Origin of the sequence: Corynebacterium sp. AOP36-E1-14 (assembly GCF_052377495.1) — a bacterium.
Taxonomy (GTDB): Bacteria; Actinomycetota; Actinomycetes; order Mycobacteriales; family Mycobacteriaceae; genus Corynebacterium.
Genome location: NZ_JBQSWV010000022.1, coordinates 22,874 through 48,950 on the forward strand (window position 1 = coordinate 22,874; position 26,077 = coordinate 48,950).

Sequence of the window (26,077 nt, forward strand, 5' to 3'; positions counted from 1 at the left end):
CGAACGGATAATCGAACGGGATACGGGTTATGGTGGTGCCATGACTTCAGCACAGATCACCACGACGACAGTAGGCCCCATGGGCAACAACTGCTACCTGGTCAGCGTCGAGGGCGACGCCCTGCTGATCGACGCCGCCGCCGACGCACCCCACCTGCTCGCCCTCGCCGAGGAAGCCGGCGTCCGCATCACCGACGTGCTCACCACGCACCAGCACTTCGACCACGTCCAGGCGCTCGAGGAGGTCCTCGCCGCCACCGGGGCGCGGCACCACGCCTCGGTGCAGGACGCTCCGGCGTTGCCCGCCGCCGTCGACGTGACCTGGGGTACTGACCCCGACGACGACGCACCGGAGGCCTTCACGACCTCCCCCGCCCTCGACGGGCTCGGCATGCGGCTCGTCCTGCTGCGCGGGCACACCCCGGGCGGCCTCGGCGTGATCCTTCCAGGCCAGGTTGCAGGCCAGGACGGCCCGACGCAGCTCTTCTCCGGCGACAGCCTCTTCCCCAGCGGCGTCGGCAGGACGGAGACACCGGAGGACTTCACCTCCCTGCTCGGGGACGTGACGCGTCGCTGCTTCTCGCTTCCGGACGACACGGTGGTCCACCCCGGCCACGGGGACGCGACGACCATCGGCGCCGAGCGTCCCCACCTCGACGAATGGCGCGAGCGCGGCTGGTGACCCGCTAGTCCTGCAGGGGCCACCCGGTCATGCGCTTCGGCCGCGGCGCGGCGTACGTCCGGACCTTGGAGGTGGTGAGCCCGAGGTTCACCAGGGACTCCGCCAGCTGGACGGCGGCCGCGACGCCGTCCACCACGGGAGTCCCTGTCGCGGCGCGCACGGCGTCGTCCAGTCCCGCCATTCCCCCGCAGCCCAGGACGATCACCTCGGCGCGGTCCTGCTCGACAGCGATCCTGGCCTCCTCGGCGATGGCCTCCACCGCGGCCTGCGCCGACTCCTCCAGCTGCAGGACGGACAGTCCCGAGGCCCGCACGGAGGCGCAGCTGCGGTCGAGCCCCGCCAGGGTCAGCCGGTCCTCGATGAGCGGGACGGTGCGGTCAAGCGTGGTCACCACGCTGTAGGTGCGTCCCACCAGGCTCGCCACGTGGCCGGCCGCCTCGGTGATGTCGACCACCGGGACGTCCAGCATCTCCTGGAGCGCCTCCCTGCCGTGCTCACCGAAACCGGCCTGGATGACCGCGTCGAACGGCCCGTCGTACCGGGAGACCGCGTCCATCACGCCGACGGCGGCCAGGTGGCTCTCCATGTTGCCCTCGACGGACTCCGCCCCGAAGCGCGGGGTCAGCGCCACGATCTCGGTGCCGGAGGACGCCGCGGCCTCCGCCTGGGCGCCGATAGAGGCGGTCATCGTTGCGGTGGTGTTGACGTTGACGACGAGGATTCTCATGCTCGCTCCTTCTGAGTGGTGGGGTCCTGAATCTCGGGTGCGACGACCGCCGCGGCGTCGGTGCCCGCCAGGAAACGACGGGAGGACGGCAGTGTTCTCATGAGCACCCAGTAAACCAGCGCGGCCGGCACGAGGCTCACGTACCACCCCACGTCCGAGAACGGCAGGGTGATGAGCACGCCGACGACCACGGCGACGACCGCGGCCCAGTTCACCCCGCGGAAGGGCCCACGCGGGTCGTAGAGCTCGTCGATCTCGAGCCGGCGTCGACGGACCAGGTAGTAGTCCACGACCATGACCGCGAAGATCGGGCCGAGGAAGGCCGAGTAGATCTGCACGAAGGTCTGCAGGCCGTCGGCGTTCTCGTCGCGGACCAGCAGCCAGGGGAAGGTCGCCGGAGCGAGCACACCCACCAGGACCGCGGCCGTGCGGAACTTCATGCCGAACATGTCCATCAGCACGTACGTGGGCGGAACCACGTTGTTCAGGACGTTGGTAGTGACCTGTGCGAAGGCGATGAACAGGAGCGTGATGACGAGCAGCGGGGTGTTGTCGACCGCGTTGGAGAACACGTCGATCGGGTCGACCACCCCGGTGGCCTCCGAGACCATCAGCCCGATGAGCCCCATGAACAGGGTCACCGGCAGGATCGCCGCGGTGTACAGCGAGAACATCGTCGCAGGGCCGCTGGAGGTGGAGTGTTCGCGCGAGTAGTCGCTGACGTTGAGCATCATGGTGGCGTAGATGCCGAGGAAGAGCATCGTGGCTCCCCAGAACGGCAGTCCCCAGGATCCTTGGGCATCCAGGCTCTCGCCGAGTTCGGTGCCGTAGCGGTCGATCACGCTGAAGAACATGTAGATCAGCGCGCAGAGGATGAACACCGCGCCGATGTTCTCCAGCCACTTGATGCCCTGGAACCCGGCGACCGACAGGGCGATCTGCAGGGCCTGGAACAGGATGAAGAACAGCACGATGTTGCTGAACCCGAAGAGGGTGTCGGCGATCGAGTTGATCGCCATCGCCCCGACCCAGCTCTGGAATCCGTACCAGACCAGCGCGGGCAGGGCGCGGACCAGACCGGGGATCCGGGTGCCGACGAATCCGAAGGAACTGCGGACCTGGACCATGAAGGGGATCCCCCACCGGTGCCCGGCGGCGCCGTTGATCGTCAGACCCACGGTGATGACCACGCACCCGATGACCATGGCCACGATGGCCTGGACCAGGTTCAGGGTGCCCACCAGCGAGGACCCCATGGTGAAGGTGCCGATCGACACGCAGCCACCCATCCAGGCGAAGAGATACGACGTCTTGCCCATGATGCGGGTCTGCTGCGGCGCCAGCGACTCCTCGCCGGCGCCCTTTCCTTCATGCTTCCCTTCATGCTGCCCGTCGTGCCGCCCGTGGTCCGGGATGGTCGCAGGTGGGCTTTCAGGTGTTCTCTCTGTGGTCACGGTGGTGTCCTTCTCGGTGAAATGTCATGAATCTCTCTGATACCAGGACAGCATATTGATGTTTCACCCTCGTGTCCCTGCTGAACAGATGGGGCCTGCCGATGGCGGCCGTCCGCGGCGTAGGATGGTCGTTCCTGTCGCGACGCCGACGGGGCCCGTTCAAGAGATTCAGGAGACCATGAGCACCACCGCTTCCGACCACCCGGACATCTCCGCCGAGCAGGAACACCTCGACGAGTTGCTGACGGTCGTCGACGAGTCGCGCGAGCGTCTCACCGACCGTATGCGCCGGGCGCAACGCCGCCGTGCCGACATCGACCAGCCGCAGACGCTGCTGGAACGCGACCACGAGACCTACGAGGTCGCCGGGCGTCTGGACGAGTACTCCGCCGCGGAGATCGGCCTGTTCTTCGGTCGTATCGACGTGGAGGACGATGAGCCGGAGAACCCCGTCACCGACGTCGACGGCGAAGCTCCGCTCGACCGTCGTTACATCGGTCGCATCGGCCTGCACACCTCCGACGACGAGATGCGCACCCTGCTGATGGACTGGCGCGCCCCGCTGGCCCGGCCGTTCTACCTGGCGACCACGTTGCACCCCGAGGGTGTGCACGTGCGCCGGCACATCCGCACCCGGGGTCGCACGGTGACCGACGTCGCCGACGAGCGGCTCTCAGGCGGCGACAGGCAGGCAGGACGCTCCGGCGGCGAGCGCGACGGATCGGTCGCCCAGGAGGGCGCGCTGCTCCACGCGGTCAACCGCGCGCGTGACCGTCACATGCACGACATCGTGGACACCATCGTCGCCGAGCAGGACCGCATCATCCGCGAGGAGCACCGCGGCGTGACGGTGGTGCAGGGCGGTCCGGGGACGGGCAAGACTGCGGTCGCCCTTCACCGTACGGCGTACCTGCTGTACACGTGGCGCGAGCAGCTGGCGAACACCGGTGTGCTGATCATCGGCCCGAACCGTCGATTCCTGGACTACATCTCGCAGGTGCTGCCCAGCCTCGGTGAGACGGGCGTGGTGCTGGCCACGCCGGGCAGCCTGCTGCCCGGGATCGACGCCCGGCCGCTGAGCGCGGAGTCGCTGACGACCCAGGAGGTCAAGGGGTCACCGGCGATGCTCGAGATCCTCGCCGCGGCGGTACGGGACCACCAGACGGTGCCGGAGGAGCCGGTGGACTTCCTCATCGACGGGGTGACGGTCGCGCTGACCCCGCGGATCGCCCGGCAGGCGCGTACCCGGGCACGCCGGACGCACCGTCCGCACAACCTCGCCCGCGCCCGGTTCAGCGACGTGGTTCTCGACCTGCTGCGCGACGCGATGGCCGACTCCATCGGCGCGGACCCGTTGGGCGGGGAGAACCTGCTCACCGCCGCCGACCGCGACCAGTTGCGTGAGGACCTCGCCGCCGAGCCCGCGGTCGCCGAGGCCGTCGACGAGTTGTGGCCGGTACTCACCGCCGAGGAGGTCCTCACCGGTCTCTACGGGTCGCGGGAGGCCGTGGACTCCGCCGCGTCCGACTACGACGACGTCACCCGGGACGCCCTGGTGCGCGAGGACGCCCCGGAGGACTGGACGGAGGCGGACGCCCCGCTGCTCGACGAGTTGGCGGAGATCCTCGGGATCGCCGGTGCCGAGGAGGCCGAGGCCGAGGAGCGACGCCGGTGGAAGTCACAGGTCGACGAGGCGCAGGAGGCGCTCGACATCCTCAGCGGTTCGGCCTACCAGGACCTCGACGACGGTACGGACGCCGAGATCCTCATGGCCTACGACGTCATCGACGCCGAGCAGCTGGCCGAGCGTCAGCGCGTGCGTTCCTCGATGTCCACGGCCGAGCGTGCCGCCGCCGACCGCACCTGGGCCTTCGGCCACGTCATCGTCGACGAGGCGCAGGAGCTGTCGGCCATGACGTGGCGGATGATCTTCAGGCGCTCGCCGAACCGGTGGATGACCCTGGTCGGCGACCCGGCGCAGACGGGCAGCCCGGCGGGCGTGGAGGACTGGTCGGACGCCCTCTCCCCGTTCGTCAAGGACCGGTGGAGGCTGCACGAGCTGACCGTGAACTACCGCACGCCGGCGGACATCGCGGAGATCGCCACCGCGATCCAGTCGGAGATCTCCCCCGGTCAGGCCACCCCTGACTGCCTGCGTGAGACCGGCACCGGGATCCGCGAACTCCCGCTCGCCGACGTGGCGACGGCCGTGGCACGTGCTGTCGAGGCCGCCGGCGACGGCCTGGTGGGCGTCATCGCGGCGCCGCAGCGCATCGCCGGCCTGCAGGAGGCCTACGCCGCGGATGAGGTGGTGGTCTCCGACGTCAACGGTGCCAAGGGCCTGGAGTTCGACGAGGTCGTGCTGGTGGAGCCCGGGGAGATCGTGGACGCCTCGCCCCAGGGGCTCAACGACGTCTACGTCGCGGTCACCCGCTCCACCCAGGGACTCACGCTGGTCCACGACCAGCCCCTGCCCTGGTAGGACCCCCACCCAGGTCCCCCCTCCCCAGGGTGGGGACCTACACGGTGTGCACGATCATCACGTCGCAGTCGGACTGACGCGCCACGTCGGCGGGCACGGAGCCGAGCAGCCGTCCGGTCAGCGAGTTGATCCCCCGGTTGCCGACGATAAGCAGGTCGGCGGACTCGTCGGTGACGATGCCCATCAGGGCGTCCACCGGGGCGCCCTCCTTGATGGCGGTGGAGATCTTCGTCGCGCCGACCTCCTTGGCCGCCTCCACGGCGGCGGCGAGGTTGTCGTGGGCGGGGTCGCCGCCGACGACGGTCTTCGAGTCCATGCGGATCGCCTTCACCGCGGACTCGGCGTTCTTGTAGAAGGCGCATCCGATGACCAGGCGTGCGTCGAAGGCCGCAGCCAGCGCCGCCGCACGTTTGACGGCCAGGACCGAGGACGACGATCCGTCGGTCCCGACGACGATGGTCTCGTAGTTGGTGCTATCGCTCACTGCCAGCCCTTTGTGATCGGTGATGGTTTCCACATGAAGCCTACCCCAGTCAGATGCCGGCTTCGATCATGCCGCGCAGTTCCTTCTTCAGGTCCGCGATCTCATCGCGCAGCCGTCCGGCGAGCTCGAACTTCAGCTCCCGGGCGGCGTCCTGCATCTGCGACGAGAGGTCGGCGATCAGCTTCTCGAGTTCCGGACGCGCCATGTTCGCGGTGTCCCCCGCGCCGACCGCGGCGTCACCGCCGGCGACGCTGACGTCGGCACCGAAGCCGGTCGCCCCACTGCCCGCGCCTGCCTCGTCACCACGGTTCTCGTAGACCTGGTCGAGGATGTCCGCGATCGCCTTGCGCAGCGGCTGCGGGTCGATGCCGTGCTCCTTGTTGTAGGCGATCTGCTTGGCCCGGCGCCGTTCGGTCTCGTCCATGGCGTACTGCATCGAGTCGGTGATCTTGTCGGCGTACATGATCACCTCGCCGGAGACGTTTCGTGCCGCACGGCCGATGGTCTGCACCAGGGAACGCTCCGAGCGCAGGAAGCCCTCCTTGTCCGCGTCGAGGATCGCCACGAGCGACACCTCGGGCAGGTCCAGGCCCTCACGCAGCAGGTTGATGCCGACGAGTACGTCGTACTCGCCCAGGCGCAGCTGGCGCAGCAGTTCCACCCGCTTGAGCGTGTCGATGTCCGAGTGCATGTAGCGCACCCGCACCCCGTGCTCCAGCAGGTAGTCCGTGAGGTCCTCGGCCATGCGCTTGGTCAGGGTCGTGACCAGCACGCGCTCCTGCTTCTCCACGCGCTGGCGGATCTGCTCGATGAGGTCGTCGATCTGCCCCTCGGTCGGGCGCACCTCGACCTTGGGGTCCACCAGACCGGTGGGACGGATGACCTGCTCGACGAACTCACCGCCGGCCGCGGCGATCTCGTAGTTGCCCGGGGTAGCCGACATGTAGATGCACTGGCCCTTACGGTCGTCGAACTCCTCCCAGGTCAGCGGCCGGTTGTCGAGGGCGCTCGGCAGGCGGAAACCGAAGTCCACGAGGTTGCGCTTACGCGACATGTCGCCCTCGAACATGCCGCCGATCTGCGGGACTGTCACGTGGGACTCGTCGATGATGGTGAGGTAGTCGTCCGGGAAGTAGTCGATCAGCGTGGCCGGGGCGGAGCCGGCCTCGCGCTGGTCGACGTGCCGGGAGTAGTTCTCGATGCCGGAGCAGTAGCCGACCTGCTGGATCATCTCCAGGTCGTACTCGGTGCGCATGCGCAGCCGCTGGGCCTCGAGCAGCTTGCCGCGTCCCTCAAGGTCGGCGACGCGCTCCTCCAGTTCGGCGTGGATGTCCTCCATCGCCTTCTCCATGCGCTCGGGTCCGGCCACGTAGTGGGTCGCCGGGAAGATGCGGATCTCCTCGACCTCGCGGATCACGTCGCCGGTGAGCGGGTGGATGTAGAACAGGCTGTCGATCTCGTCGCCGAAGAACTCGACGCGCACCGCGAGCTCCTCGTAGGCGGGGATGATGTCGACCACGTCGCCCTTCACGCGGAACGCCCCGCGGGTGAAGGAGACGTCGTTGCGGTCGTACTGGATGTCCACGAGAAGACGCAGGAACCGGTCACGTTCAACCTCCTCGCCCGCCTTCAGCATCACCGAGCGGTCCAGGTAGGACTGCGGGGTGCCGAGGCCGTAGATGCAGGAGACCGAGGAGACCACGACCACGTCGCGGCGCGACAGCAGGTTGGACGTCGCGGAGTGCCGCAGGCGTTCCACGTCGTCGTTGACCGAGGAGTCCTTCTCGATGTAGGTGTCCGACTGCGCGATGTAGGCCTCGGGCTGGTAGTAGTCGTAGTAGCTGACGAAGTACTCGACGGCGTTGTTCGGCAGCAGGCTGCGCAGCTCGTTGGCGAGCTGCGCGGCCAGCGTCTTGTTCGGCGCCATGACCAGCGTCGGACGCTGCTGCTGCTCGATGAGCCAGGCGGCGGTGGCGGACTTGCCGGTACCGGTGGCACCCATCAGGACGACGTCCCGCTCGCCCCGGTTGAGCCGCTCGTCGAGTTCCTTGATCGCCGCCGGCTGGTCACCGGCCGGCTTGTAGTCGCTGATGACCTCGAAGCGTGCGTCGGTGCGCTCGACGTCACCGACGGGACGGAACTCCGACTCGGAGAGGACGGGGTGTTCTGCGGCGAAGGCCATGGGGTTACACCTTCTCCCAGAACGCGTCGACCTGAGCGATCAGCGACTCCACGTCGCCGCCGTTGTCGAGGACGACGTCGGCGACGGCCAGCCGGGTGTCGCGGTCGACCTGGGCGGCGAGGCGACGACGCGCGTCGTCTTCGTCCAGCCCCCGGGCGACGAGGCGGGTGATGCGGACCTCGTCCGGGGCGTCGACGACGAGGACGGTGTCCACGGTCTCCGTCTCCCCGTTCTCGATGAGCAGGGGCATGTCGTAGACGACGACCTCGCGTCCCTCGGCGGCGGCGGTGTCGAAGAGCTCCGTGGTACGTTCCCGGATCCGCGGATGGGTGATGGCGTTGAGCTTGTCGGTGGCTGCGGTGGAGGCGAACGCCTGGCGGGCGAGCTCGGCGCGGTCGAGGCCGCCGTCCCCGGTGATAACCCCCTCGAAGGCGTCCGCCAGCTCGGCGAGTGCCGGCTGGCCGGGCTCCACGATCTCGCGGGCGACCTTGTCCGCGTCCACGACGAACGCGCCCTTCTGCCGGAGCCGTTCGGCCACCGTCGTCTTGCCGGATCCGATGCCACCTGTCAGGCCGATAATGCGCATGGGGTCAAGGATAGCGCTGTCGGCCGGTGGTGGCAGCGAACACGTGGGCGAAGGTCAGGACCCCGGCAACGGCAGGGTCAGCGACCCGGTGAGCGACCCACTGCCGGAGGAGGTCAGTGCCGCACCGGCGGCCGTGAGGCACTGGTAGTTCGCGGCGTTGGTGTTGGCGAACAGGTAGCGCAACTCACCTGCGGCCTTGAGCGCCCCCTCGGCATTCGCGGCGGCCCACTGGTCGGCGATTTCCTCGAGCTTCGCGCCGAGGTCGGCGCAGAAGGGCTGGTCACCGGTGCCCAGGTCGCGGTTGAGCAGGCTGCCGACCGAACCGTCCACCCCCTGGGGGTCCGGGAGCTCGGGGGACGTGTCGGCGTCGTCCGTGTCCTCTTTGTCATCTGTGGTTTTGGCGGTGCCCTCTGGGGCTGCGGTTGCCAGAGGCGCGCCGGCTGCGAGGAGGAGCGTAGCCAGACCGGTGGCGGCGAGACGGACGGGCCGGCGTCGATTCTTCCGGAGCGATGTACGGGTCATGAGTGTGAACTATAGTCATCAACCGACACTCATTTCACAGTAGTGACGTTTCTTCACAGGAGCCCCATGTTCTCTTCTTCCCTCCAGCGCGTCTCGTCGCTGTCGCTCACGGCCGTCGTGACGGCGGCGACCGCGGCGGTCCTCGGTGGCGCGACAGCCGCCGCGGCGCCGTGCGACACCTACTCCCCCAACCTCATCGACCGGGCGTCAGCCCTGCTCAGCTCGGGCCACGGATCCACCAGCAGCTCAGGGAGTTCAGGGAGCTCGTCCACGTCCGGGTCGCTGACCTCCTGGGCGGACGGCACCCCCTGGGACCTGCCGAACCTCTCCGGCCCGACGGAGGGCATGTACATGGTCACCGGGCCGAACAGCCCGGACCAGACGCACGCGCTGGGCCTGGCGTCGACGGACCTCGGGTTCATGTGGGACGCCGGGGGCGACCGCACCCTCGCCGCCTTCGGCGACAGTTTCGGCTGCGAGTCGGGTCTGAGCGGTTGGCACTCCAACGCACTGTTCTCCTCCACGGACACCGACCCGTCCGACGGCTTCTACCTCGACGGCACCGCCAACGGTGAGCGCTCCGGGGAGTTCCTCCCCTCCTCGTTGAAGGAGCCGGGTACCGAGCACACGAAGATCCCGACGTCCGGGATCGAGGTCGGCGGTAATCAGTACGTGGACTTCATGTCGGTGCGTTCCTGGGGCAACGCCGGGCAGTGGACCACGAACTACGCGCAGACTGTGGTCTCCGAGGACGACGGCAAGACCTTCAAGTCTGTCGAGAACTCCACCCGGGCCTCGACCAAGGCCGCATCGGACCCCAGGATCACCGACATCACCGACGACCGGCCGGTCGTCGACGGCTTCCAGATGACCGCCCTGACGAAGCACAGCGAGAACAACACCAACTACGTCTACGCCTACGGCACCCCCAGCGGCCGGGACGGTTCGGCGAAACTCGCCCGCATCACCGAGGACAACTTCCCGAACTGGTCGCAAGCCGAGTACTGGGACGGCGACGGCTGGTCCACCAAGCCCGACGCCGCTGCCACCGTGCTGAACGGGCGGGTCTCCGAGCTCTCCGTACAGTACGACGAGCACCGCGAAAAGTGGCTGGCGATGTACGAGTCCACCGAGGGCATCGTCCTGCGCGAGGCGCCGTCCCCCACCGGGCCGTGGTCGTCGAAGAAGACCGTGGTGTCGCGCCTGCAGTTGCCGGACGCCTACGGCTCCTTCATGCTGCCGAGGCAGGACCCCGCGGACCCGTCCACGCTGTACTTCGTGATGACCACCTGGTCGGGCTACAACACCGCCATGATGCGCACCGACCTGGACCGCGTGCTGGGCTGACAGGCCTGAGAGCCCCCACGCAGAGAGCAACCCCGAAAGGTCGGTCGCACCGACCTTTCGGGGTTGCTCTCTGGATACCCTCTGCCGAAGTGAGGGTCCGGAAGGATCTACCGCTCGATGATCGCGGTGATGCCCTGTCCGCCGGCGGCGCAGACGGACACCAGGGTGCGTCCGCCGCCGTTCTCCTCGAGGGTCTTCGCCGCGGTGGCGATGATACGTCCACCGGTGGCGGCGAACGGGTGGCCCGCGGCCAGCGAGGAGCCCTTCACGTTGAGCTTGGACCGGTCGATGGAGCCCAGGGGGGCGTCCAGGCCGAGACGGTCGCGGCAGTAGTCCTCGGACTCCCATGCCTGCAGGGTCGCCAGGGTCTGGGAGGCGAAGGCCTCGTGGATCTCGTAGTAGTCGAAGTCCTGGAGGGTCAGGCCGTTGCGCTCCAGCAGACGCGGGACGGCGTAGGTCGGGGACATCAGCAGTCCGTCCGGGGTGAGTCCGTCGTGGCCGTGCAGGAAGTCCACCGAGGCGGTCTCGGAGTCCACCAGGTACGCCTTGACCGGGAGGTTGTGGGCCTCGGCCCACTCCTCGGAGGCCAGCAGGACGGCGGAGGCGCCGTCGGTCAGCGGGGTGGAGTTCGCCGCGGTCATGGTCGCCTGGGTGCCGTGCGCGGCGGCGTCCTTCTTGCCGAAGACCGGCTTGAGCTTGGCGAGCTTCTCCACGGAGGAGTCGGCACGGAGGTTGGTGTCGCGCTGCACGCCGAGGAAGGGGGTCACCAGGTCGTCGAAGAAGCCGGCGTCGTAGGCGGCGGCGAGCTTCTGGTGCGACTCGACGGCCAGCTGGTCCTGGTCCTCGCGGGAGACGTTGAGCTCGCGGGCGGTGATCGCCGCGTGGTCACCCATGGACAGGCCGGTGCGCGGCTCGCCGTTCTGCGGCTGGTCCGGGGCGAACTGGGAGGGACGCACCGAGCCGAGCAGCTTGACGCGCTCACCGGTGGTCTTTGCCGCGTTGACCTTGATCAGGGTCTTGCGCAGCTCGTCGTTGACGGCCAGCGGCGCATCGGAGGTGGTGTCGGAACCGCCGGCGATGCCGGCGTCGATGCGTCCCAACGCGATGGCGTCGGCGACCTGGACGGCGGCGGCCAGACCCGTGCCGCAGGCCTGCTGGAGGTCGAAGGCGGGGGTCTGGGCGTCCAGGGCGGACCCCAGGACGACCTCACGGGTCAGGTTGAAGTCGCGTGCGTGCTTGAGGACGGCACCGGCGACAACCATGCCCAGCTGCTCGTCCTGCAGCCCGTAGCGTGCGACGAGACCGTTGATGGCCGCGGTCAGCATGTCCTGGTTCGACGCATTGGAGAACTCCTTGTTGGAGCGCGCGAACGGGGTGCGGTTGCCGCCGAGGATGGCGACCTTACGAGGCGAAGTAGTCATCTGGATGTCTCTCCATCGGTTGTTGTCGTGTCGTCGTGTCGTGGTGTGTGCCAGACGTCCCCGGGAAGTCTACCGGGGGATCCGGGTCGACCCCAGATCTTCGTGTAACCCGCGTCACGGATTTCCGGGACATGGTTCGGGGTCACATACTAGGGTACAAATGTGAACATACATTGTTCGGGCGACCGTAGGTACGCTTTCGAATAACGGATCCACTACCAAGGAGTTACGAACGTTGTCTTCCTCCAATAAGGGCCTGCTCGACCAGGTCGTCAATTCCGGGCTCGCTGGAAAGCTCGGCGTCCCCCAGGGTGAACCGCTGCGCCGCTACAAGAAGGGCGAGCCCGCCCTGGACGGCCCCGTCGTCATCGGCGGCGAAGGACGACTCGCCGCGGGGATCAAGCCGCTGCTCGCCGACGACTACCAGTTCGTCGACGCCGGGACGGACGCCAAGCGCGCCGCCCTGGTCTTCGACGCCACCGGAATCACCAAGCCGGAGGAGCTCCACCAGCTCTTCGACTTCTTCAACCCGCAGATGCGCAAGCTGCTGCCCTGCGCCCGCCTCGTGGTCATCGGCACCACCCCCGAGCTGGTGAAGGACCGTGACGAGCACATCGTGCAGCGTTCCCTCGAGGGCTTCACCCGCTCGGTCGCCAAGGAGCTGCGCCGCGGCGCCACCGCCCAGCTGGTCTACACCGCACCGGAGGCTTCCTCCGACCTGAGCGGTCTGGAGTCCACCCTGCGCTTCCTGCTGTCCGGCAAGTCGGCCTTCGTCGACGGCCAGGTCATCCGTGTCACCGCGGACGCCTCGACCGCCCCGGAGTCCTGGGACGCCCCGCTGGCCGGCAAGATCGCCGTCGTCACCGGTGCCGCCCGCGGCATCGGCGCCGACATCGCCAAGGTGCTCGGCCGTGACGGTGCCAAGGTCATCTGCGTCGACATCCCCGCCGCCGGCGAGGGTCTGGCGGAGACCGCCAACGAGGTCAAGGGCTCCTCCCTGCCCCTGGACGTCACCGCCGCGGACGCCGCCGAGCGGATCAAGACCCACGCCGAGGAGCGCCACGGCGGCAAGGTCGACATCATCGTCCACAACGCCGGCGTGACCCGCGACAAGCTACTCGCCAACATGGACGAGGGCCGCTGGAACATGGTGCAGAACATCAACCTCGTCGCCCCCGTGCGCATCACCGAGGGCCTGCTGGCCAACGGTGGCTTCGCCGACGGCGGCCGTGTGGTCGGCGTGTCCTCGATGGCCGGCATCTCCGGCAACCGTGGTCAGACGAACTACGCGACCACCAAGGCCGGCGTCGTCGGCCTGGTCGACTCCTTCTCCGAGGAGCTCGCCGACAAGGGCATCACGGTCAACGCCGTGGCCCCGGGCTTCATCGAGACCGCCATGACCGACGCGATGCCCTTCGGCACCCGCGAGGTCGGACGCCGCCTCAACTCCCTCGCCCAGGGTGGCCACACCGTGGACGTCGCGGAGACCATCGCCTACTTCGCCGGCAACGCCTCGAACGCGGTCACGGGCAACACCGTGCGCGTCTGCGGCCAGAACCTGCTCGGCGCCTAGAAAGGACCCCAGCGTGACTGTCACCTACAAGGAACTCCCCGCCATCCCCGACCTGATGGCCGAGTACAAGGGTGCCGCGAAGAACATGGTTCCCGTCGTCGGCGCCAAGCGGTCAGCCACGAAGGACCCGTCGACCGGTTTCGAGGTCAAGGGCGTGACGATCGACATCGCCCACCTCGCCGACTACAACGCGGCGGTGGGTCTGCGCCTCGGCAACGAGCTGCCGTACACCTACCCCTACGTGATCTCCTTCGCGTTGGTGATGAAGGTGATGTCGACCGACGACTTCCCCTTCAACGCCGTGGGTGGCGTGCACCTGACCAACGTCATCGAGCAGACCCGCCCGCTGACCGTCGACGACGTGCTGCACATCCGCACCCACGCGGAGAACCTGCGCAGGCACCGCAAGGGCCTGCTGATCGACATGGTCACCGAGGTCTTCGTCGAGGGCGAGGACGGTTCCGCACCTGTCTGGCGTCAGACTTCCGGCTTCCTGGCCAAGGGCGCGAAGCTGTCGTCCTCGGCGGACGCCGCGGTCGCCGCGCGTGACGAGGACACCGGGTCGCTGTTCGAGCGTCCCGAGGTCCCGTCCGACCCGACGCCGATGGCCACGTGGCCGGTCGGTCCGGCGGACATCAAGCAGTACGCGGACGCCTCGGGTGACAAGAACCCGATCCACGTGTCCACGCTCGGCGCCAAGGCCTTCGGCTTCCCGGCGACGATCGCCCACGGCATGTGGTCCGCGGCGAAGATCCTGTCGGGCCTCGAGGGCCACCTCCCGTCCGCAGGACGCTACGCGGTGGAGTTCGCCAAGCCCGTGGTCCTGCCGACCAAGGTCGCGTTCTTCACCGAGCAGACCGAGGACGGCTGGAAGCTGCAGCTGCGCAAGGCCTCCAAGTTGGAGACCCTGCACGCGATCGCCGAGGTCTCCTCGCTCTGAGGATGCCCTGAGGACGCTGTGACGCCGTAGCCGTCTGCCCCGCCTGAAACCCCGCACACCCTGGGTGTGCGGGGTTTCGTGCTGTCCGGACGACGCCGGGGGACGTACTCTCGGCATCACGGGCGTACCAACGCGCCCCGTCACAGGTCAGCCGGCATCGGCACCCCACACTCGGGGGCACACACTGTTCTCCCGGGTATACTCCTAGGGGGTATAGGTAATCCACCGACTGGAAGTGAGACGACGATGTCGAAACGACTGACCGCACTGACCGCCGCGACACTGATTGGAACCGCAATGTCACTGACCGCCTGCTCCCCCTCCGCCGACGACAGCCAGCAGAGCTCCACCGACAGCACCAGCACTACCAGCACATCCAGCTCCGCCACCGGCCACGGTGACCACGACGGCATGGACATGGGCTCGGACATGAGCATGGACATGGACCACCCGGCCGACGGAGGCCCCGCCCCCGAGGGCATCACCGAGGCGTCCGACCCGGAGTTCCCGGTGGGCAGCGAGGTCGTCCTGACCGCCGACCACATGGCGGGCATGGAGGGTGCCACGGCAACCGTCGCCGGCGCCTTCGACACCTACACCTACTCGGTGTCCTACACGCCCACCAACGGCGGTGAGCCGGTCAGGGACCACAGGTGGGTCGTCCAGGAGGAGCTCGCCGACGCCGGGTCGGAGCGTCTGGAGGACGGCGCGACGGTCACGCTCGAGGCCGACCACATGGCGGGCATGAAGGGCGCCACGGCCACGATCGACAGCTCCACCGACGAGACGGTGTACATGGTCGACTACGAGTCCGACGGCATGACGATGACCAACCACAAGTGGGTCACCGAGAGTGAGATGCGCGCGGCGAACTGACCTGTCCGTCGCACCACGAGGAGAGCAGCACCATGAATGACATGGAACATATCGACCATATGGACCACATGAATCACTCGGAACACATGGAACACACGGGCGGCCACGCCGACCACGGTGGGCATTCCGGCCACGCCAGCCACGCCGGCCACGTGGCGAAGTTCCGCCGACTGTTCTGGATCATGCTGGTCCTGGCGGTCCCGGTGGTGGCTTGCAACACCATGTTCGCCGACCTGATCGGCTACGACCTGCCCGACAACGCCGTCGTCGGCTGGGTGTCCCCGGTGTTGGGCACGGTGATGTACCTCTGGGGCGGGCGCCCCTTCCTCAGCGGTGCCGTCGACGAGATCAGGTCACGCAAGCCGGGGATGATGCTGCTCATCGCCCTGGCCATCACCGTCGCCTTCGTCTCCTCGTGGGGCGCGAGCCTGAACGTGCTCAGCCATGAGCTGGACTTCTGGTGGGAGCTCGCGCTGCTGGTCGTGATCATGCTGCTCGGCCACTGGATCGAGATGCGCTCGCTCGCGCAGACGTCCTCCGCGTTGGACTCGCTGGCGGCTCTGCTGCCGGACGAGGCCGAGCGCGTCGGGCAGGACGGTTCGGTCACGACCGTCTCCCCCGACGAGCTGGGCCTGCACGACGTGGTCATCGTCCGGCCCGGTGCCGCCGTCCCGGCCGACGGCACGGTGGTGGACGGTTCGGCGTCGATGGACGAGTCCATGGTCACCGGAGAGTCCGCGACGGTGCGCCGCGACGTCGGGGACACCGTGGTCGCCGGCACCGTCGCCACGGACTCGGGCCTGCGGGTGCGGGTCACCGCCGTCGGCGAGGACACCACACTGGCGGGCATCCGCACGTTGGTCTCCGAGGCGCAGAACTCCTCGTCGCGGGCCCAGCGCCTGGCGGACACCGCCGCCGGCTGGTTGTTCTGGTTCGCCCTGGGGGCCGCCGTCGTCACCGCCGTCGTGTGGTCGGTGGCCGGACGCCCCGAGGACGCCGTGGTGCGCACCATCACCGTGCTCGTCATCGCCTGCCCGCACGCGTTGGGCCTGGCGATCCCGCTCGTGGTGTCCATCGCCACCGAGCGTGCCGCCCGTTCCGGCATCCTGATCAAGGACCGCCTCGCGCTGGAGTCGATGCGCTCGGTGGACACCGTGCTGTTCGACAAGACCGGCACGCTCACTCTCGGGGAACCGACGGTCACCGAGGTACTCGTCCCCGACGAGAATGACCTCGACGGGAACCGGGCCCTGTCCCTCGCCGCCGCGGCGGAGACCGACAGTGAGCACCCCCTCGCCCACGCGATCGTCACCGCCGCAGCGGACCGTGGACTGGACGTCCCCCGGGCGTCGGACTTCTCTTCCTCCCCGGCGGTCGGCGTGCGCGCGGTCGTCGACGACCACGTTGTCGAGGTCGGTGGTCCCCACCTGCTCGAGCAGCGCGACGCCCCGGCACTGCCCGGCACCGCCGCGTGGCGGGACGAGGGCGCGATCATCCTCCACGTCCTGGTGGACGGTGGTGTCGTCGGTGCACTGCGGCTGGCGGACGGCGTCCGCCCGGAGTCACGCACCGCCGTCGACGACCTGCACGAACGTGGGGTCCGGGTCGTGATGATCACCGGCGACGCCGAGGCGGTGGCGACCTCCGTCGCCACGGAACTCGGCATCGACCAGGTCTTCGCCGGTGTGCGTCCCGAGGACAAGGCGGCGAAGGTCGCCGAACTTCAGGCGGACGGCCACAAGGTCGCGATGGTCGGCGACGGCGTCAACGACGCGCCGGCGCTCGCCGCGTCCGACGTGGGCATCGCCATCGGTGCGGGCACCGACGTCGCCATCGGGTCGGCCGGGGTGATCCTCGCCAGCTCGGACCCGCGTTCGGTGGTCTCCGTGATCTCACTCTCGCAGGCCGCCTACCGGAAGATGCGGCAGAACCTGTGGTGGGCCGCCGGCTACAACCTGGTGTCGGTGCCCCTGGCCGCCGGCGTGCTGGCGCCGGTCGGTTTCGTGCTGCCGATGAGCGTGGGCGCGATCCTGATGTCCGCCTCCACCGTCGTCGTCGCCCTCAACGCGCAGCTGCTGCGTCGCTGGACACCGCAGCAGTGACGGTGACGATGTCGTCGCCGAAGGCCGCGAGCGGTGCGGGCATCCCCTCCACCGAACCGAATGCACGGCTGTTGACCACCACCACCGGGGTGACGGTGGAGTAGCCGGCCTCACGGATCTTCTCGGTGTCGAACCGGATCAACGGGGTACCGGCCTCGACGCGCTGCCTCTTCTCGACGAGCACCTCGAAGCCCTCACCACCCATCTTCACCGTGTCGATGCCGATGTGGATCAGCAGCTCGATACCGCTGTCCAGCCGCAGTCCCACGGCGTGGCCGGTCTTCTGCACGGTGAGAACCTTCCCGTCGGCCGGGGCCACGACCGTGTCGCCCGAGGGTTCCACGGCCACACCCTGCCCGAGTGCCCCGGAGGAGAAGGCAGGGTCGTCCACCTCGCTCAGCGGGATCACCCGCCCCTCCACCGGCGTGGTCAACACGGTGACCGTCCCCGGGACCAGCGCCGGTTTCGCGGCGGGTGCCACCACTCCGGACGCTGCGTCCTGCCCGGCGTCCTGTTCCTGGTCGAGTTCAGCGTCCCGTTCCGCGTCCTGCTCTGCAGCAAGCGCCGCACGCACCTCGGCCTTCTCGTCCTTACCGCGGTAGTCGAAGAACAGCACAAGCAACATCGAGGTGACGAAGGCGGCGGCGATGCCGAACAGGTAGCCGGCCCAGGGGTCCATCGCCGGGAAAGTCAGCAGCGAGGTGAAGACGAACGCGCTGGCCTTCACGTCGAAGAAGCCCATGATCACGCCACCGACCAGACATCCCGGCAGCAGACGCATGTAGGTCTTGCGGAACCGCAGCAGCACGCCGTACAGCGAGGGCTCGGAGATACCACCGAACAGTCCGGCCATCAGTCCACCGAAGGACACCTGACGCATACCCTTGTTCCGTTCGCGGACCGAGATCACGAACACACCGGCGACGACGCCGAAGCAGGCGAAGTTCCAGGCACCCATCGGCCCCTGGATGAAGTCGTAGCCGAGGGTGGCGATGTTCTGGATCATGATCGCGTTCAGCGGCCAGTGCAGGCCCAACGGCACGAGGAAGGGGTACAGCAGGGGGATGATCACGGCCAGGATGAACGGGGAGACGCCGTTGAGCCACAGCAGGAACTCGGAGATCCCGTTGCCGATGCCGATGCCGAACGGGCCGAGCAGGAACGCCGTCGCCGGGATCATGATCAGCAGCGAGAAGAAGGGTACGAACACCATCTGCACGGACTGCGGGATGATGCGTTTGAGCCCCTTCTCCACCCAGAACAACCCGATGGCCGCGATCAGCGGCGGGAAGACCTGCGAGGAGTAGTCGTTGAGCACCAGCGGCAGGCCGAAGACCTGGACGGTGTCCCCCGCCTCGCCGAGGGAGAGGAACTCTGGGGTGAGCAGGGCCGCCGGGATGGCCGCGCCGACCCACTCGTTGGCGCCGAGCTTACGGGCGGCCGTCGCACCGATCATGATCGGCAGGAAGTAGAAGACGGAGCGCCACATCGCATGCAGCAGCACGTAGCCGTTGGGTTGCTCCTCCATCGGAGCCCGGAAGTCCTGCATCCCGAAGGTGTCGGCGAGGACCAGCATGGTGATGATCAGGGAGGCACCGAGCAGCGCCCACAGCACGGGGCGGAAGGTGTCGGAGAGGAACTCGAAGCAGTAGTTGACCCAGTCGTACCTGCCGCGGACTCCCCCGTACTCCTTCTTCGACGCGGCTCGGCTCTCGGCGTCCGCGTCACCCATGCCGGGTTCCCGGACGATGGCGTTGTAGTAGTCGGCGACGCCGCCGCCCATCACGACCTGCAGGCCGGTACTCCCCTGCTCCACCACGCCGAGCACGGCGGGGTCGCTGTCGAGTTTGTCGATGTCGACCTTCGACCGGTCGACGAGGTCGAACCGAAGTCGGGTGGCGCAGTAGGTGAGCGACGAGACGTTGTCCGCTCCGCCCACCTCCGCGAGAATGTGCCGGGACGTGTCTGTCGCTGCTGAGGCCATCGGGTGTCCGCCTTGGTGAGCTGGAGGGATGTTCCTGCCGCCCAAGGTTAGGGCGGCACCTCACCCATCGTAGAACATCCCCGGTCAAAACATAAGGCCCTGAACGCACAAAAGACCCGGCCCACCCCGAATACGGGGTGGGCCGGGTCCGACTCGTCTACTGGGAGACGGTACTACTCACCGGAGCCGGCGAGCTTCTCGCGCAGAGCGGCGAGCTGCTCGTCGGACGCCAGGGAACCGGCGTCGGAGGTGGTCTCCTCCGTGGCGGCGGCGGCCGGCTTGTCCGAGTTGCTGGAGTAGGAGCCGTTGTCGGCAGCCTCGTCAGCCTCGGCGGCCTGGGCGCGGTGGCGCTCGATCTGGGCGGCGTGGGTCTTGTGGCGACGCTCGGACTCGGCGTACCGGGCCTCCCATGCCTCACGCTGCTCGTCGTAGCCTTCCATCCACTCGTTGGTCTCCGAGTCGAAGCCCTCCGGGAAGATGTAGTTGCCCTGCTCGTCGTAGGAGTCGGCCATACCGTACTTGGACGGGTCGAACTCCTCGGCGAAGTCCTCGTCGGCCTGCTTCAGCGACAGGGAGATACGACGACGCTCGAGGTCGATGTCGATGACCTTGACCATGAGCTCCTGGCCGACGGTGACGATCTGGTCCGGGACATCCACGTGGCGCTCGGCCAGCTCGGAGATGTGGACCAGGCCCTCGATGCCCTCCTCGACGCGGACGAAGGCGCCGAACGGAACCAGCTTGGTGACCTTGCCCGGGACGATCTGACCGATCGCGTGGGTCCGGGCGAAGACGCGCCACGGATCCTCCTGGGTGGCCTTCAGCGACAGGGACACGCGCTCGCGGTCCAGGTCGACGTCGAGCACCTCGACGGTGACCTCGTCACCGACGGTGACGACCTCGGACGGGTGGTCGATGTGCTTCCAGGACAGCTCGGAGACGTGAACCAGGCCGTCGACACCGCCGAGATCGACGAAGGCGCCGAAGTTGACGATGGAGGACACGACGCCCTTGCGGACCTGGCCCTTCTGCAGCTGGTGCAGGAACTCGGAGCGGACCTCGGACTGGGTCTGCTCGAGCCATGCGCGACGCGACAGCACGACGTTGTTGCGCTGCTTGTCCAGCTCGATGATCTTGGCCTCGATCTCCTGGCCGATGTACGGCTGGAGGTCGCGGACGCGACGCATCTCGACGAGGGAGGCGGGCAGGAAGCCACGCAGGCCGATGTCCAGGATGAGGCCGCCCTTGACGACCTCGATGACGGTACCGGTGACCGGCTCGTCCTTCTCCTTGAGCTCCTCGATGGTGCCCCAGGCGCGCTCGTACTGTGCGCGCTTCTTGGACAGGATCAGGCGGCCTTCCTTGTCCTCCTTGGTGAGGACCAGGGCGTCGACCTCGTCGCCGACCTCGACGACCTCGCCGGGATCGACATCGTGCTTGATGGACAGCTCGCGGGAGGGGATGACACCCTCGGTCTTGTATCCGATGTCAAGCAGGACCTCGTCGTGGTCGACCTTGACGACGGTACCCTCGACGATGTCACCGTCGTTGAAGTACTTGATGGTGGCGTCGACGGCGGCGAGGAAATCCTCAGCGGAGCCGATGTCGTTGACGGCTACCTGAGGAACGTTGTTGGTGGGCATATGTGAAGTTGCTCCGAGACGGATTGTTCTTAGTGATGGACAGGGGGCACCGTTCCGCCAGCGTTCAGCTTCCCGGCACCGTCGCGCGCCTGCGGACAGACGGTTAACAGAATGCAGGCTACACGACCCCTCCGAGCTGTGCAAATACCATCTCCGCGAACTCCTCGGTGCCCGCCCCTGCCGCACCTGAGCCATCTCCAGCCACTCCGGCCTCTCCCGCCACATCCGGGGTGGGCGCGTGCATGAGCGCGTGCCGCACAGCCCCGCCGAGCGCGTCGCCGGCCTCCCCGTACCCGAGGTGCCGCAGCATCAGCGCCGCCGAGTTCATCAGCCCGGCCGGGTTCGCCACGCCCTGCCCCGCGATGTCCGGCGCGGAACCGTGCGCGGCCTGTGCCATCACCGCCGTGTCCCCGGCGTTCACGCTGCCGGCGGCGCCGAGCGTGCCACCGAGGGCCGCGGTGAGGTCGGAGAGGATGTCGCCGAACATGTTCTCCGCCACGATCGTGCGGTGACGCCCGGGGTTGACCACCAGGTCGGCGCACAAGGCGTCGATGTGCACCGGGAGCAACCGCACCCCGGTCTCGTCCGCCATCGCCTCGGCCTCCTCCAGGTACATCCCGGACGTCCTGGCCAGGACGTTCGCCTTGTGCGCGACCGTGAGGACGCCGCCGCGCGCGGCAGCGACGCGTCCTGCGTGCCGGACGATCCGGCGCACGCCCTGGCGCGTGAAGGTTCCGATGGCCAGGGCGACGTCCTCGGTGACCATCACGTCACCGGAGCCGGCGTACATGTTGCGGTCGGCGTAGAGCCCCTCGGTGTTCTCCCGGACGACGACCACGTCCAGGTCGGGCGCCACCGCCCCGGGCAGCCCGCGCACCGGTCGCACGTTCGCCCACAGCTGGGCGCGCACCCGCAGGGCGGCGGAGGGGTTCTGCTGCTCGCGCGCCTCCGGCGGGTAGGACGCGTTGTCGTGCGGGCCGAGCACCCAGCCGTCCAGTCCGGCGACCGTCTCCCAGGTCTGTTCCGGAAGGATCCTGCCGGCCTGCCCGAAGGCCTCCCGGCCGAGCAGCAGGGGCACCCAGCGCACGGAGACGCCGCCGTGGTGACGCAGCGCGGTGGTCGTGGCGGTGACGGTGGGGGCCACGATCTCCGGGCCGATGCCCTCCCCTGGCCAGTAGCCCAGCCTGAGTTCGTGGTGCGTGCCGGTGGAGTCGCCTGGAGTGATCACGGTCACCCATCCTAGGTCCTGCCCCGCCCCTGGGTCGACGGTGGGCTGACACGCGGGCCGCTTCGGACTTTTCACCACCCCACACATCATCCGGATACGATGACGCCCATGAACGAAACCTCACCCGGCACCGGGCACTCCGCCGAGAACGCCGCCGAGCACCCTGCCGAGCACGCGACCTCGCGGCGCCCCGCCTTCGAGAACACCCCCTTCACACCGGGGGCCGTCGTCCTCAACGCGCTCCGCGGCGGCCTCATCGGCTCCGCCGAGCTCGTCCCGGGCATCTCCGGCGGCACCGTGGCCCTGGTCACCGGCGTGTACGAGCGCGTGCTGTACAACGCCAACCGACTGCTCGACGGCCTGAAGGCCTTCGCCACGGACCGCCCGGCGGGGATCCGGAAGATCAAGTCCGTGGACTGGACAATGCTCATCCCGATGGCCATCGGCATGGTCGCCATGGTCTTCGCACTGGCCGGCATCCTCGGCACGTTCGTCGAGGACCACCCGATCCCCGCCAAGAGCCTCTTCCTGGGCATGGTCGCCGTGTCCGTGGTCGTGCCGATCCTGCTGATCGACACCGCCGACCTGAAACGTCGGCTCCCCGTGGCCGTGCCGCTGTTCATCGTCGGCGCACTGTTCACCTTCATCGCCACCGGGTTCTCCTCGTCGACGAACAACGACCCGAACCTGTTCCTGGTGTTCATCGCCGCCGCGATCGCCGTGTGCGCCCTGATCCTGCCCGGCGTCTCCGGCTCCTTCTTCCTCTACGCCATCGGCATCTACTCCGCCACGCTGACCGCGGTGAGCGAACTGGACATCACCTACATCCTGGTCTTCGGTCTCGGCGCCCTGACCGGCCTGGTGCTCTTCGTCCGTGTCATGGAGCACCTGCTGACCAAGCACCGCACACTGAGCCTGTTCACCATGACAGGCATGCTGCTCGGTTCACTGCGCGCCCTGTGGCCCTGGCAGGACGACGACTCCAGCCTGCAGGCCCCCGGCGACCAGGTCGGCACCGCCGTCCTGCTGTTCGTCCTCGGCGCCGCAGTCGTCGCTGCGATGGTCATCGCCGAGCAGGTCACGAAGCGTCGCCGCATGCGGGCGAACGCATCACGTACCTCCTAGACCGGACTCAGTGCCCGGCGGCCTCCCAGTTCTCCCCGGTCCCGGTGGAGACGTCCAGCGGGACGCGCAGTTCGGCCGCCCCGTCCATCTGCTCCTGCAGCAGCGCAGTCATCTCCTCGAGCTCGCCGTCGACGACCTCGACGACGAGCTCGTCGTGCACCTGCAGCAGCACACGTGACCGCATGCCGCGCCGTGTCATCTCCCGGTCGACGCGCAGCATCGCCCGCTTGATGATGTCGGCGGCGGTGCCCTGGATCGGCGCGTTCAGCGCGGCGCGTTCGGCGTTGTCGCGCGCCACCCGGTTGCTGGAGTTGAGCTCCGGCAGGTAGCGACGTCGCCCGTAGAGCGTCTCGGTGTAGCCGACCTCCTTGGCCCGTTCGACCACGGTGTCGAGGTAGTCCTTCACTCCGCCGAAGCGCTCGAAGTAGGTGTCCATGATCTTCTTCGCCTCACCGGCGGCGATGTTGAGCTGCTGGGACAGGCCGAAGGCGCTGAGCCCGTAGACCAGCCCGTAGCTCATCGCCTTCACCCGGCGACGCAGTTCCGGGGTGACCTCGTCGACGGGCACGTCGAAGACCTTGGAGCCCACGTAGTTGTGCAGGTCCTCACCGTTGCGGTAGGCCTCGATCAGGCCGGGGTCCTCGGAGAGGTGCGCCATGACACGCATCTCGATCTGCGAGTAGTCGGCGGTCAGCAGCGTGGTGTAGCCCGCGCCGACGCGGAAGGCGCCGCGGATGTGGCGTCCTGCCTCGGTACGCACCGGGATGTTCTGCAGGTTCGGTTCAGCCGAGGACAGCCGGCCCGTGGCGGCACCGCGCTGGTTGAAGGTGGTGTGGATGCGTCCGTCGTCGGCGGTGGCCTCGATGAGTCCGTCGATGGTGGTCTTCATCTTCTGGTACTCGCGGTGGGCCATCAGGTGCGACAGGAAGGGGTGCCCGGTCTGGGCGGTGAGCTTCTCCAGCTCGCCGGCGGCGGTGGAGTACCCGGTCTTGGTCTTCTTGGTGGTGGGCAGGCCGAAGTCCTCGAAGAGCACCTTCTGCAGCTGCTTGGGGCTGGAGAGGTTGAGCGACTCGTCGCCGGCGATCTCGCGGGCGGCGGTGACCTCCTCGGTGATGCGGTCACCGTAGTTGTCGGAGAGTTCCTGCAGCGAGTCACGGTCCACGGAAATGCCGTGGCTCTCCATGCGCGCCAGGACGGTGGCCAGCGGCACCTCGAGGTCGAGGTAGAGCTCCATCGCGCCGATCCCGGCGAGCTCCGGGGTCAGCGAGGTCACCAGGTCGAGCACGGCCTGTGCGCGCACGCCGCCGGCGGCGTCCTCGGCGAGCTCGTGTCCGACGTGGCGCTGCAGGACGTCCGCCAGCCCGGTGGAGCGCACGTCCGGACGCAGGAGGTAGGCGGCGAGCGCGGTGTCGTGCTCCACGCCGTCGAGTTCCAGACCGGAGCCGTGGAGCATGTGCCAGGCCCGTTTGGAGTCGTGCAGCCACTTGGCGGCGGAGACGTCCGCGAGCCAGGCGGTGAGTGCCGCCTCGTCCTTCGGGTCCTGGTCTGTCAGGTCGATGTCCACGGCGTGCAGGACGCCGTCCTCGCCGGCTTCCGGGTCGAGCAGGACGACGCGCGCGGCGTTGCCGCCGAACGGCGTCCCGGTTCCGGTCACCTCGACGACGAGCGGACGGTTGGTGGACGCGTCGCCGGGGTTGCGGCCGTCCTTCCAGCCGGCGCGCTCGGTGAGCCACTTGGCGAGCTTGCCGTCGTCGACGGTGTCGACGGCGAGTTCGGACGCCGCACCGTCCTCGAACTCGATGCCCATGGTGCGGAAGGTGCGGTTGCGCAGGTTGTTGCCGAACTGCAGGGTGTCGAACAGGTCGATCGCCTCGGAGGCGTCCACGTGTCCGGGACGCAGCGCTGAGAGCTTCCCACCGTCGCCGTTGAGGTCCCCGAGGTCGAGGTCGCGGACCATCTCGGTGACCTTGCGGGCCAGCACGACGTTGTCGATGTTGTCGCGCAGGGCGTCGCCGACCTTGCCGCCGAAGTCGTCGATGTGGTCGATCACCGCGTCCAGGCTGCCGTACTTCGTGATCCACTTCTGGGCGGTCTTGGGGCCCACCCCCGGCACCCCGGGCATGTTGTCTGAGGTGTCGCCACGCAGCGAGGCCAGGTCGGGGTACTGGGTGGGGGTAACCCCGTACTTCTCCTCCACGCGCGCAGGGGTGAACCGGTCGAGTTCGGAGACGCCGCGCAGGGTGTAGAGGACGGTGACGTCGTCGTTGACGAGCTGCAGGCTGTCGCGGTCGCCGGTGCAGATCACCGTGCGCATGCCCGCCTCGGTGCCCCGGCAGGACAGGGTGGCGATGATGTCGTCGGCCTCGTAGGCCTCCTTCGTCAGCGTCCGGACGCCGAGGGACTGCAACGCCTCCTGGATCAGCTCGACCTGCCCGTGGAACTCCTCGGGTGCCGGCGGACGCTGCGCCTTGTACTCCGGGAGGTCCTTCTCCCGGAACGTCGGACCGGAGAGGTCGAAGGCCGCGGCGACGTGTGTCGGCCGTTCTGCCTCCATCAGCCCCAGGAACATGCCGAGGAAGCCGTAGACGGCGTTGGTGTACTGGCCCCCGGTCGTGGAGAAGTTCTGTGCCGGCAGGGCGTAGAACGCCCGGAAGGCCAGGGAGTGTCCGTCGAGCAACAGGAGGGTGGGGCGCTCGTCCCCGGGGTTGTCTGTCATGTG

19 protein-coding genes are annotated in these 26,077 nt (G+C 68.3%); 8 read left to right on the top strand and 11 right to left on the bottom strand.

Features of this window, described 5'->3' with window-relative positions; genetic code table 11:
• Positions 1–40: 40 nt before the first annotated feature.
• Entirely contained in the window at positions 41–682 is a 642-nt protein-coding gene (locus ACT3TD_RS10725) for an MBL fold metallo-hydrolase (protein WP_441579221.1), read from the top strand.
• A gap of 4 nt (positions 683–686) precedes the next feature.
• On the opposite strand, the gene ACT3TD_RS10730 is transcribed toward ACT3TD_RS10725, so the two are convergent.
• Both ACT3TD_RS10730 and ACT3TD_RS10735 read right to left on the bottom strand, forming a co-directional pair.
• Positions 687–1,409, bottom strand: coding sequence for an aspartate/glutamate racemase family protein (locus ACT3TD_RS10730; RefSeq protein WP_441579222.1), 723 nt, complete (start codon positions 1,407–1,409; stop codon positions 687–689).
• Entirely contained in the window at positions 1,406–2,863 is a 1,458-nt protein-coding gene (locus tag ACT3TD_RS10735; protein WP_301441938.1) for an NCS1 family transporter, read from the bottom strand. Before ACT3TD_RS10735 ends, ACT3TD_RS10730 begins: the two co-directional genes overlap by 4 nt.
• A 178-nt stretch (positions 2,864–3,041) precedes the next feature.
• Here ACT3TD_RS10735 and ACT3TD_RS10740 point away from each other — a divergent pair, with 178 nt between their 5' ends.
• Positions 3,042–5,345 (top strand): HelD family protein, encoded by a 2,304-nt coding sequence (locus tag ACT3TD_RS10740; RefSeq protein WP_441579224.1) that lies wholly within the window; start codon positions 3,042–3,044, stop codon positions 5,343–5,345.
• Positions 5,346–5,382: 37 nt separating this feature from the next.
• Here the strand turns inward: ACT3TD_RS10740 and ACT3TD_RS10745 are convergent, their stop codons facing one another.
• From ACT3TD_RS10745 to ACT3TD_RS10760, 4 genes are read right to left on the bottom strand one after another with little or no spacing between them, the layout of a single operon-like run.
• Complete coding sequence (locus ACT3TD_RS10745) at positions 5,383–5,829, bottom strand: universal stress protein (protein WP_301444262.1); 447 nt, start codon at positions 5,827–5,829, stop codon at positions 5,383–5,385.
• A gap of 49 nt (positions 5,830–5,878) precedes the next feature.
• A complete protein-coding gene (uvrB, locus tag ACT3TD_RS10750; protein WP_441579225.1) occupies positions 5,879–8,011 on the bottom strand; it encodes an excinuclease ABC subunit UvrB in 2,133 nt (710 codons plus the stop codon).
• Between the two features lie 4 nt (positions 8,012–8,015).
• On the bottom strand, positions 8,016–8,597 hold the full coding sequence (gene coaE, locus ACT3TD_RS10755; protein ID WP_301442959.1) for a dephospho-CoA kinase: 582 nt from the start codon (positions 8,595–8,597) through the stop codon (positions 8,016–8,018).
• A 54-nt stretch (positions 8,598–8,651) separates the two neighbouring features.
• The gene (locus tag ACT3TD_RS10760) at positions 8,652–9,119 is read right to left on the bottom strand and encodes a hypothetical protein (RefSeq protein ID WP_301442958.1); all 468 of its coding nucleotides are present in this window, start codon (positions 9,117–9,119) and stop codon (positions 8,652–8,654) included.
• Positions 9,120–9,185: 66 nt separating this feature from the next.
• On the opposite strand from ACT3TD_RS10760, the gene ACT3TD_RS10765 reads away from it, so the two are divergent.
• The gene (locus tag ACT3TD_RS10765) at positions 9,186–10,466 is read left to right on the top strand and encodes a DUF4185 domain-containing protein (protein ID WP_444614999.1); all 1,281 of its coding nucleotides are present in this window, start codon (positions 9,186–9,188) and stop codon (positions 10,464–10,466) included.
• A gap of 107 nt (positions 10,467–10,573) precedes the next feature.
• Here the strand turns inward: ACT3TD_RS10765 and ACT3TD_RS10770 are convergent, their stop codons facing one another.
• Positions 10,574–11,941 carry an acetyl-CoA C-acetyltransferase gene (locus tag ACT3TD_RS10770; protein WP_441579894.1) on the bottom strand — a complete coding sequence of 456 codons (1,368 nt, stop codon included), beginning with the start codon at positions 11,939–11,941 and terminating at the stop codon, positions 10,574–10,576.
• Positions 11,942–12,122: 181 nt separating this feature from the next.
• Here ACT3TD_RS10770 and ACT3TD_RS10775 point away from each other — a divergent pair, with 181 nt between their 5' ends.
• The 4 genes from ACT3TD_RS10775 to ACT3TD_RS10790 all read left to right on the top strand — a co-directional run bounded on the left by ACT3TD_RS10775 (position 12,123) and on the right by ACT3TD_RS10790 (position 17,378).
• Positions 12,123–13,460, top strand: coding sequence for a 3-oxoacyl-ACP reductase (locus tag ACT3TD_RS10775; RefSeq protein WP_301442955.1), 1,338 nt, complete (start codon positions 12,123–12,125; stop codon positions 13,458–13,460).
• Positions 13,461–13,473: 13 nt separating this feature from the next.
• On the top strand, positions 13,474–14,400 hold the full coding sequence (locus ACT3TD_RS10780; protein WP_301442954.1) for a MaoC family dehydratase: 927 nt from the start codon (positions 13,474–13,476) through the stop codon (positions 14,398–14,400).
• A gap of 297 nt (positions 14,401–14,697) precedes the next feature.
• Positions 14,698–15,276: a YdhK family protein gene (locus tag ACT3TD_RS10785; RefSeq protein ID WP_301442953.1), complete on the top strand. Its 579-nt coding sequence runs from the start codon at positions 14,698–14,700 to the stop codon at positions 15,274–15,276.
• Positions 15,277–15,335: 59 nt separating this feature from the next.
• Positions 15,336–17,378: a heavy metal translocating P-type ATPase gene (locus tag ACT3TD_RS10790; RefSeq protein WP_441579913.1), complete on the top strand. Its 2,043-nt coding sequence runs from the start codon at positions 15,336–15,338 to the stop codon at positions 17,376–17,378.
• On the opposite strand, the gene ACT3TD_RS10795 is transcribed toward ACT3TD_RS10790, so the two are convergent.
• From ACT3TD_RS10795 to ACT3TD_RS10805, 3 genes are all read right to left on the bottom strand, one after another.
• Positions 17,338–19,362: a glucose PTS transporter subunit IIA gene (locus ACT3TD_RS10795; RefSeq protein ID WP_441588336.1), complete on the bottom strand. Its 2,025-nt coding sequence runs from the start codon at positions 19,360–19,362 to the stop codon at positions 17,338–17,340. The genes ACT3TD_RS10790 and ACT3TD_RS10795 overlap by 41 nt on opposite strands.
• A gap of 173 nt (positions 19,363–19,535) precedes the next feature.
• The gene (gene rpsA / locus ACT3TD_RS10800; protein ID WP_444615001.1) at positions 19,536–21,005 is read right to left on the bottom strand and encodes a 30S ribosomal protein S1; all 1,470 of its coding nucleotides are present in this window, start codon (positions 21,003–21,005) and stop codon (positions 19,536–19,538) included.
• Positions 21,006–21,123: 118 nt separating this feature from the next.
• Positions 21,124–22,233, bottom strand: a complete 1,110-nt coding sequence (locus ACT3TD_RS10805) for an isocitrate/isopropylmalate family dehydrogenase (RefSeq protein ID WP_444615002.1) — start codon at positions 22,231–22,233, stop codon at positions 21,124–21,126.
• A gap of 108 nt (positions 22,234–22,341) precedes the next feature.
• Here ACT3TD_RS10805 and ACT3TD_RS10810 point away from each other — a divergent pair, with 108 nt between their 5' ends.
• Positions 22,342–23,358 carry a DUF368 domain-containing protein gene (locus ACT3TD_RS10810; RefSeq protein ID WP_301441683.1) on the top strand — a complete coding sequence of 339 codons (1,017 nt, stop codon included), beginning with the start codon at positions 22,342–22,344 and terminating at the stop codon, positions 23,356–23,358.
• A gap of 7 nt (positions 23,359–23,365) precedes the next feature.
• Here ACT3TD_RS10810 and polA read toward each other — a convergent pair whose 3' ends face one another.
• On the bottom strand, positions 23,366–26,074 hold the full coding sequence (polA, locus tag ACT3TD_RS10815) for a DNA polymerase I (RefSeq protein WP_301441684.1): 2,709 nt from the start codon (positions 26,072–26,074) through the stop codon (positions 23,366–23,368).
• Positions 26,075–26,077 lie beyond the last annotated feature (3 nt).

Excerpts from the sequence above, each read along its gene's own strand:
- ACT3TD_RS10725 (WP_441579221.1), top strand. The coding sequence starts at position 41 with ATGACTTCAGCACAGATCACCACGACGACAGTAGGCCCCATGGGCAAC.
- ACT3TD_RS10730 (WP_441579222.1), bottom strand. The coding sequence starts at position 1,409 with ATGAGAATCCTCGTCGTCAACGTCAACACCACCGCAACGATGACCGCC.
- ACT3TD_RS10740 (WP_441579224.1), top strand. The coding sequence starts at position 3,042 with ATGAGCACCACCGCTTCCGACCACCCGGACATCTCCGCCGAGCAGGAA.
- uvrB (WP_441579225.1), bottom strand. The coding sequence starts at position 8,011 with ATGGCCTTCGCCGCAGAACACCCCGTCCTCTCCGAGTCGGAGTTCCGT.
- coaE (WP_301442959.1), bottom strand. The coding sequence starts at position 8,597 with ATGCGCATTATCGGCCTGACAGGTGGCATCGGATCCGGCAAGACGACG.
- ACT3TD_RS10760 (WP_301442958.1), bottom strand. The coding sequence starts at position 9,119 with ATGACCCGTACATCGCTCCGGAAGAATCGACGCCGGCCCGTCCGTCTC.
- ACT3TD_RS10765 (WP_444614999.1), top strand. The coding sequence starts at position 9,186 with ATGTTCTCTTCTTCCCTCCAGCGCGTCTCGTCGCTGTCGCTCACGGCC.
- ACT3TD_RS10785 (WP_301442953.1), top strand. The coding sequence starts at position 14,698 with ATGTCACTGACCGCCTGCTCCCCCTCCGCCGACGACAGCCAGCAGAGC.
- ACT3TD_RS10790 (WP_441579913.1), top strand. The coding sequence starts at position 15,336 with ATGGACCACATGAATCACTCGGAACACATGGAACACACGGGCGGCCAC.
- ACT3TD_RS10795 (WP_441588336.1), bottom strand. The coding sequence starts at position 19,362 with ATGGCCTCAGCAGCGACAGACACGTCCCGGCACATTCTCGCGGAGGTG.
- rpsA (WP_444615001.1), bottom strand. The coding sequence starts at position 21,005 with ATGCCCACCAACAACGTTCCTCAGGTAGCCGTCAACGACATCGGCTCC.
- ACT3TD_RS10810 (WP_301441683.1), top strand. The coding sequence starts at position 22,342 with ATGAACGAAACCTCACCCGGCACCGGGCACTCCGCCGAGAACGCCGCC.
- polA (WP_301441684.1), bottom strand. The coding sequence starts at position 26,074 with ATGACAGACAACCCCGGGGACGAGCGCCCCACCCTCCTGTTGCTCGAC.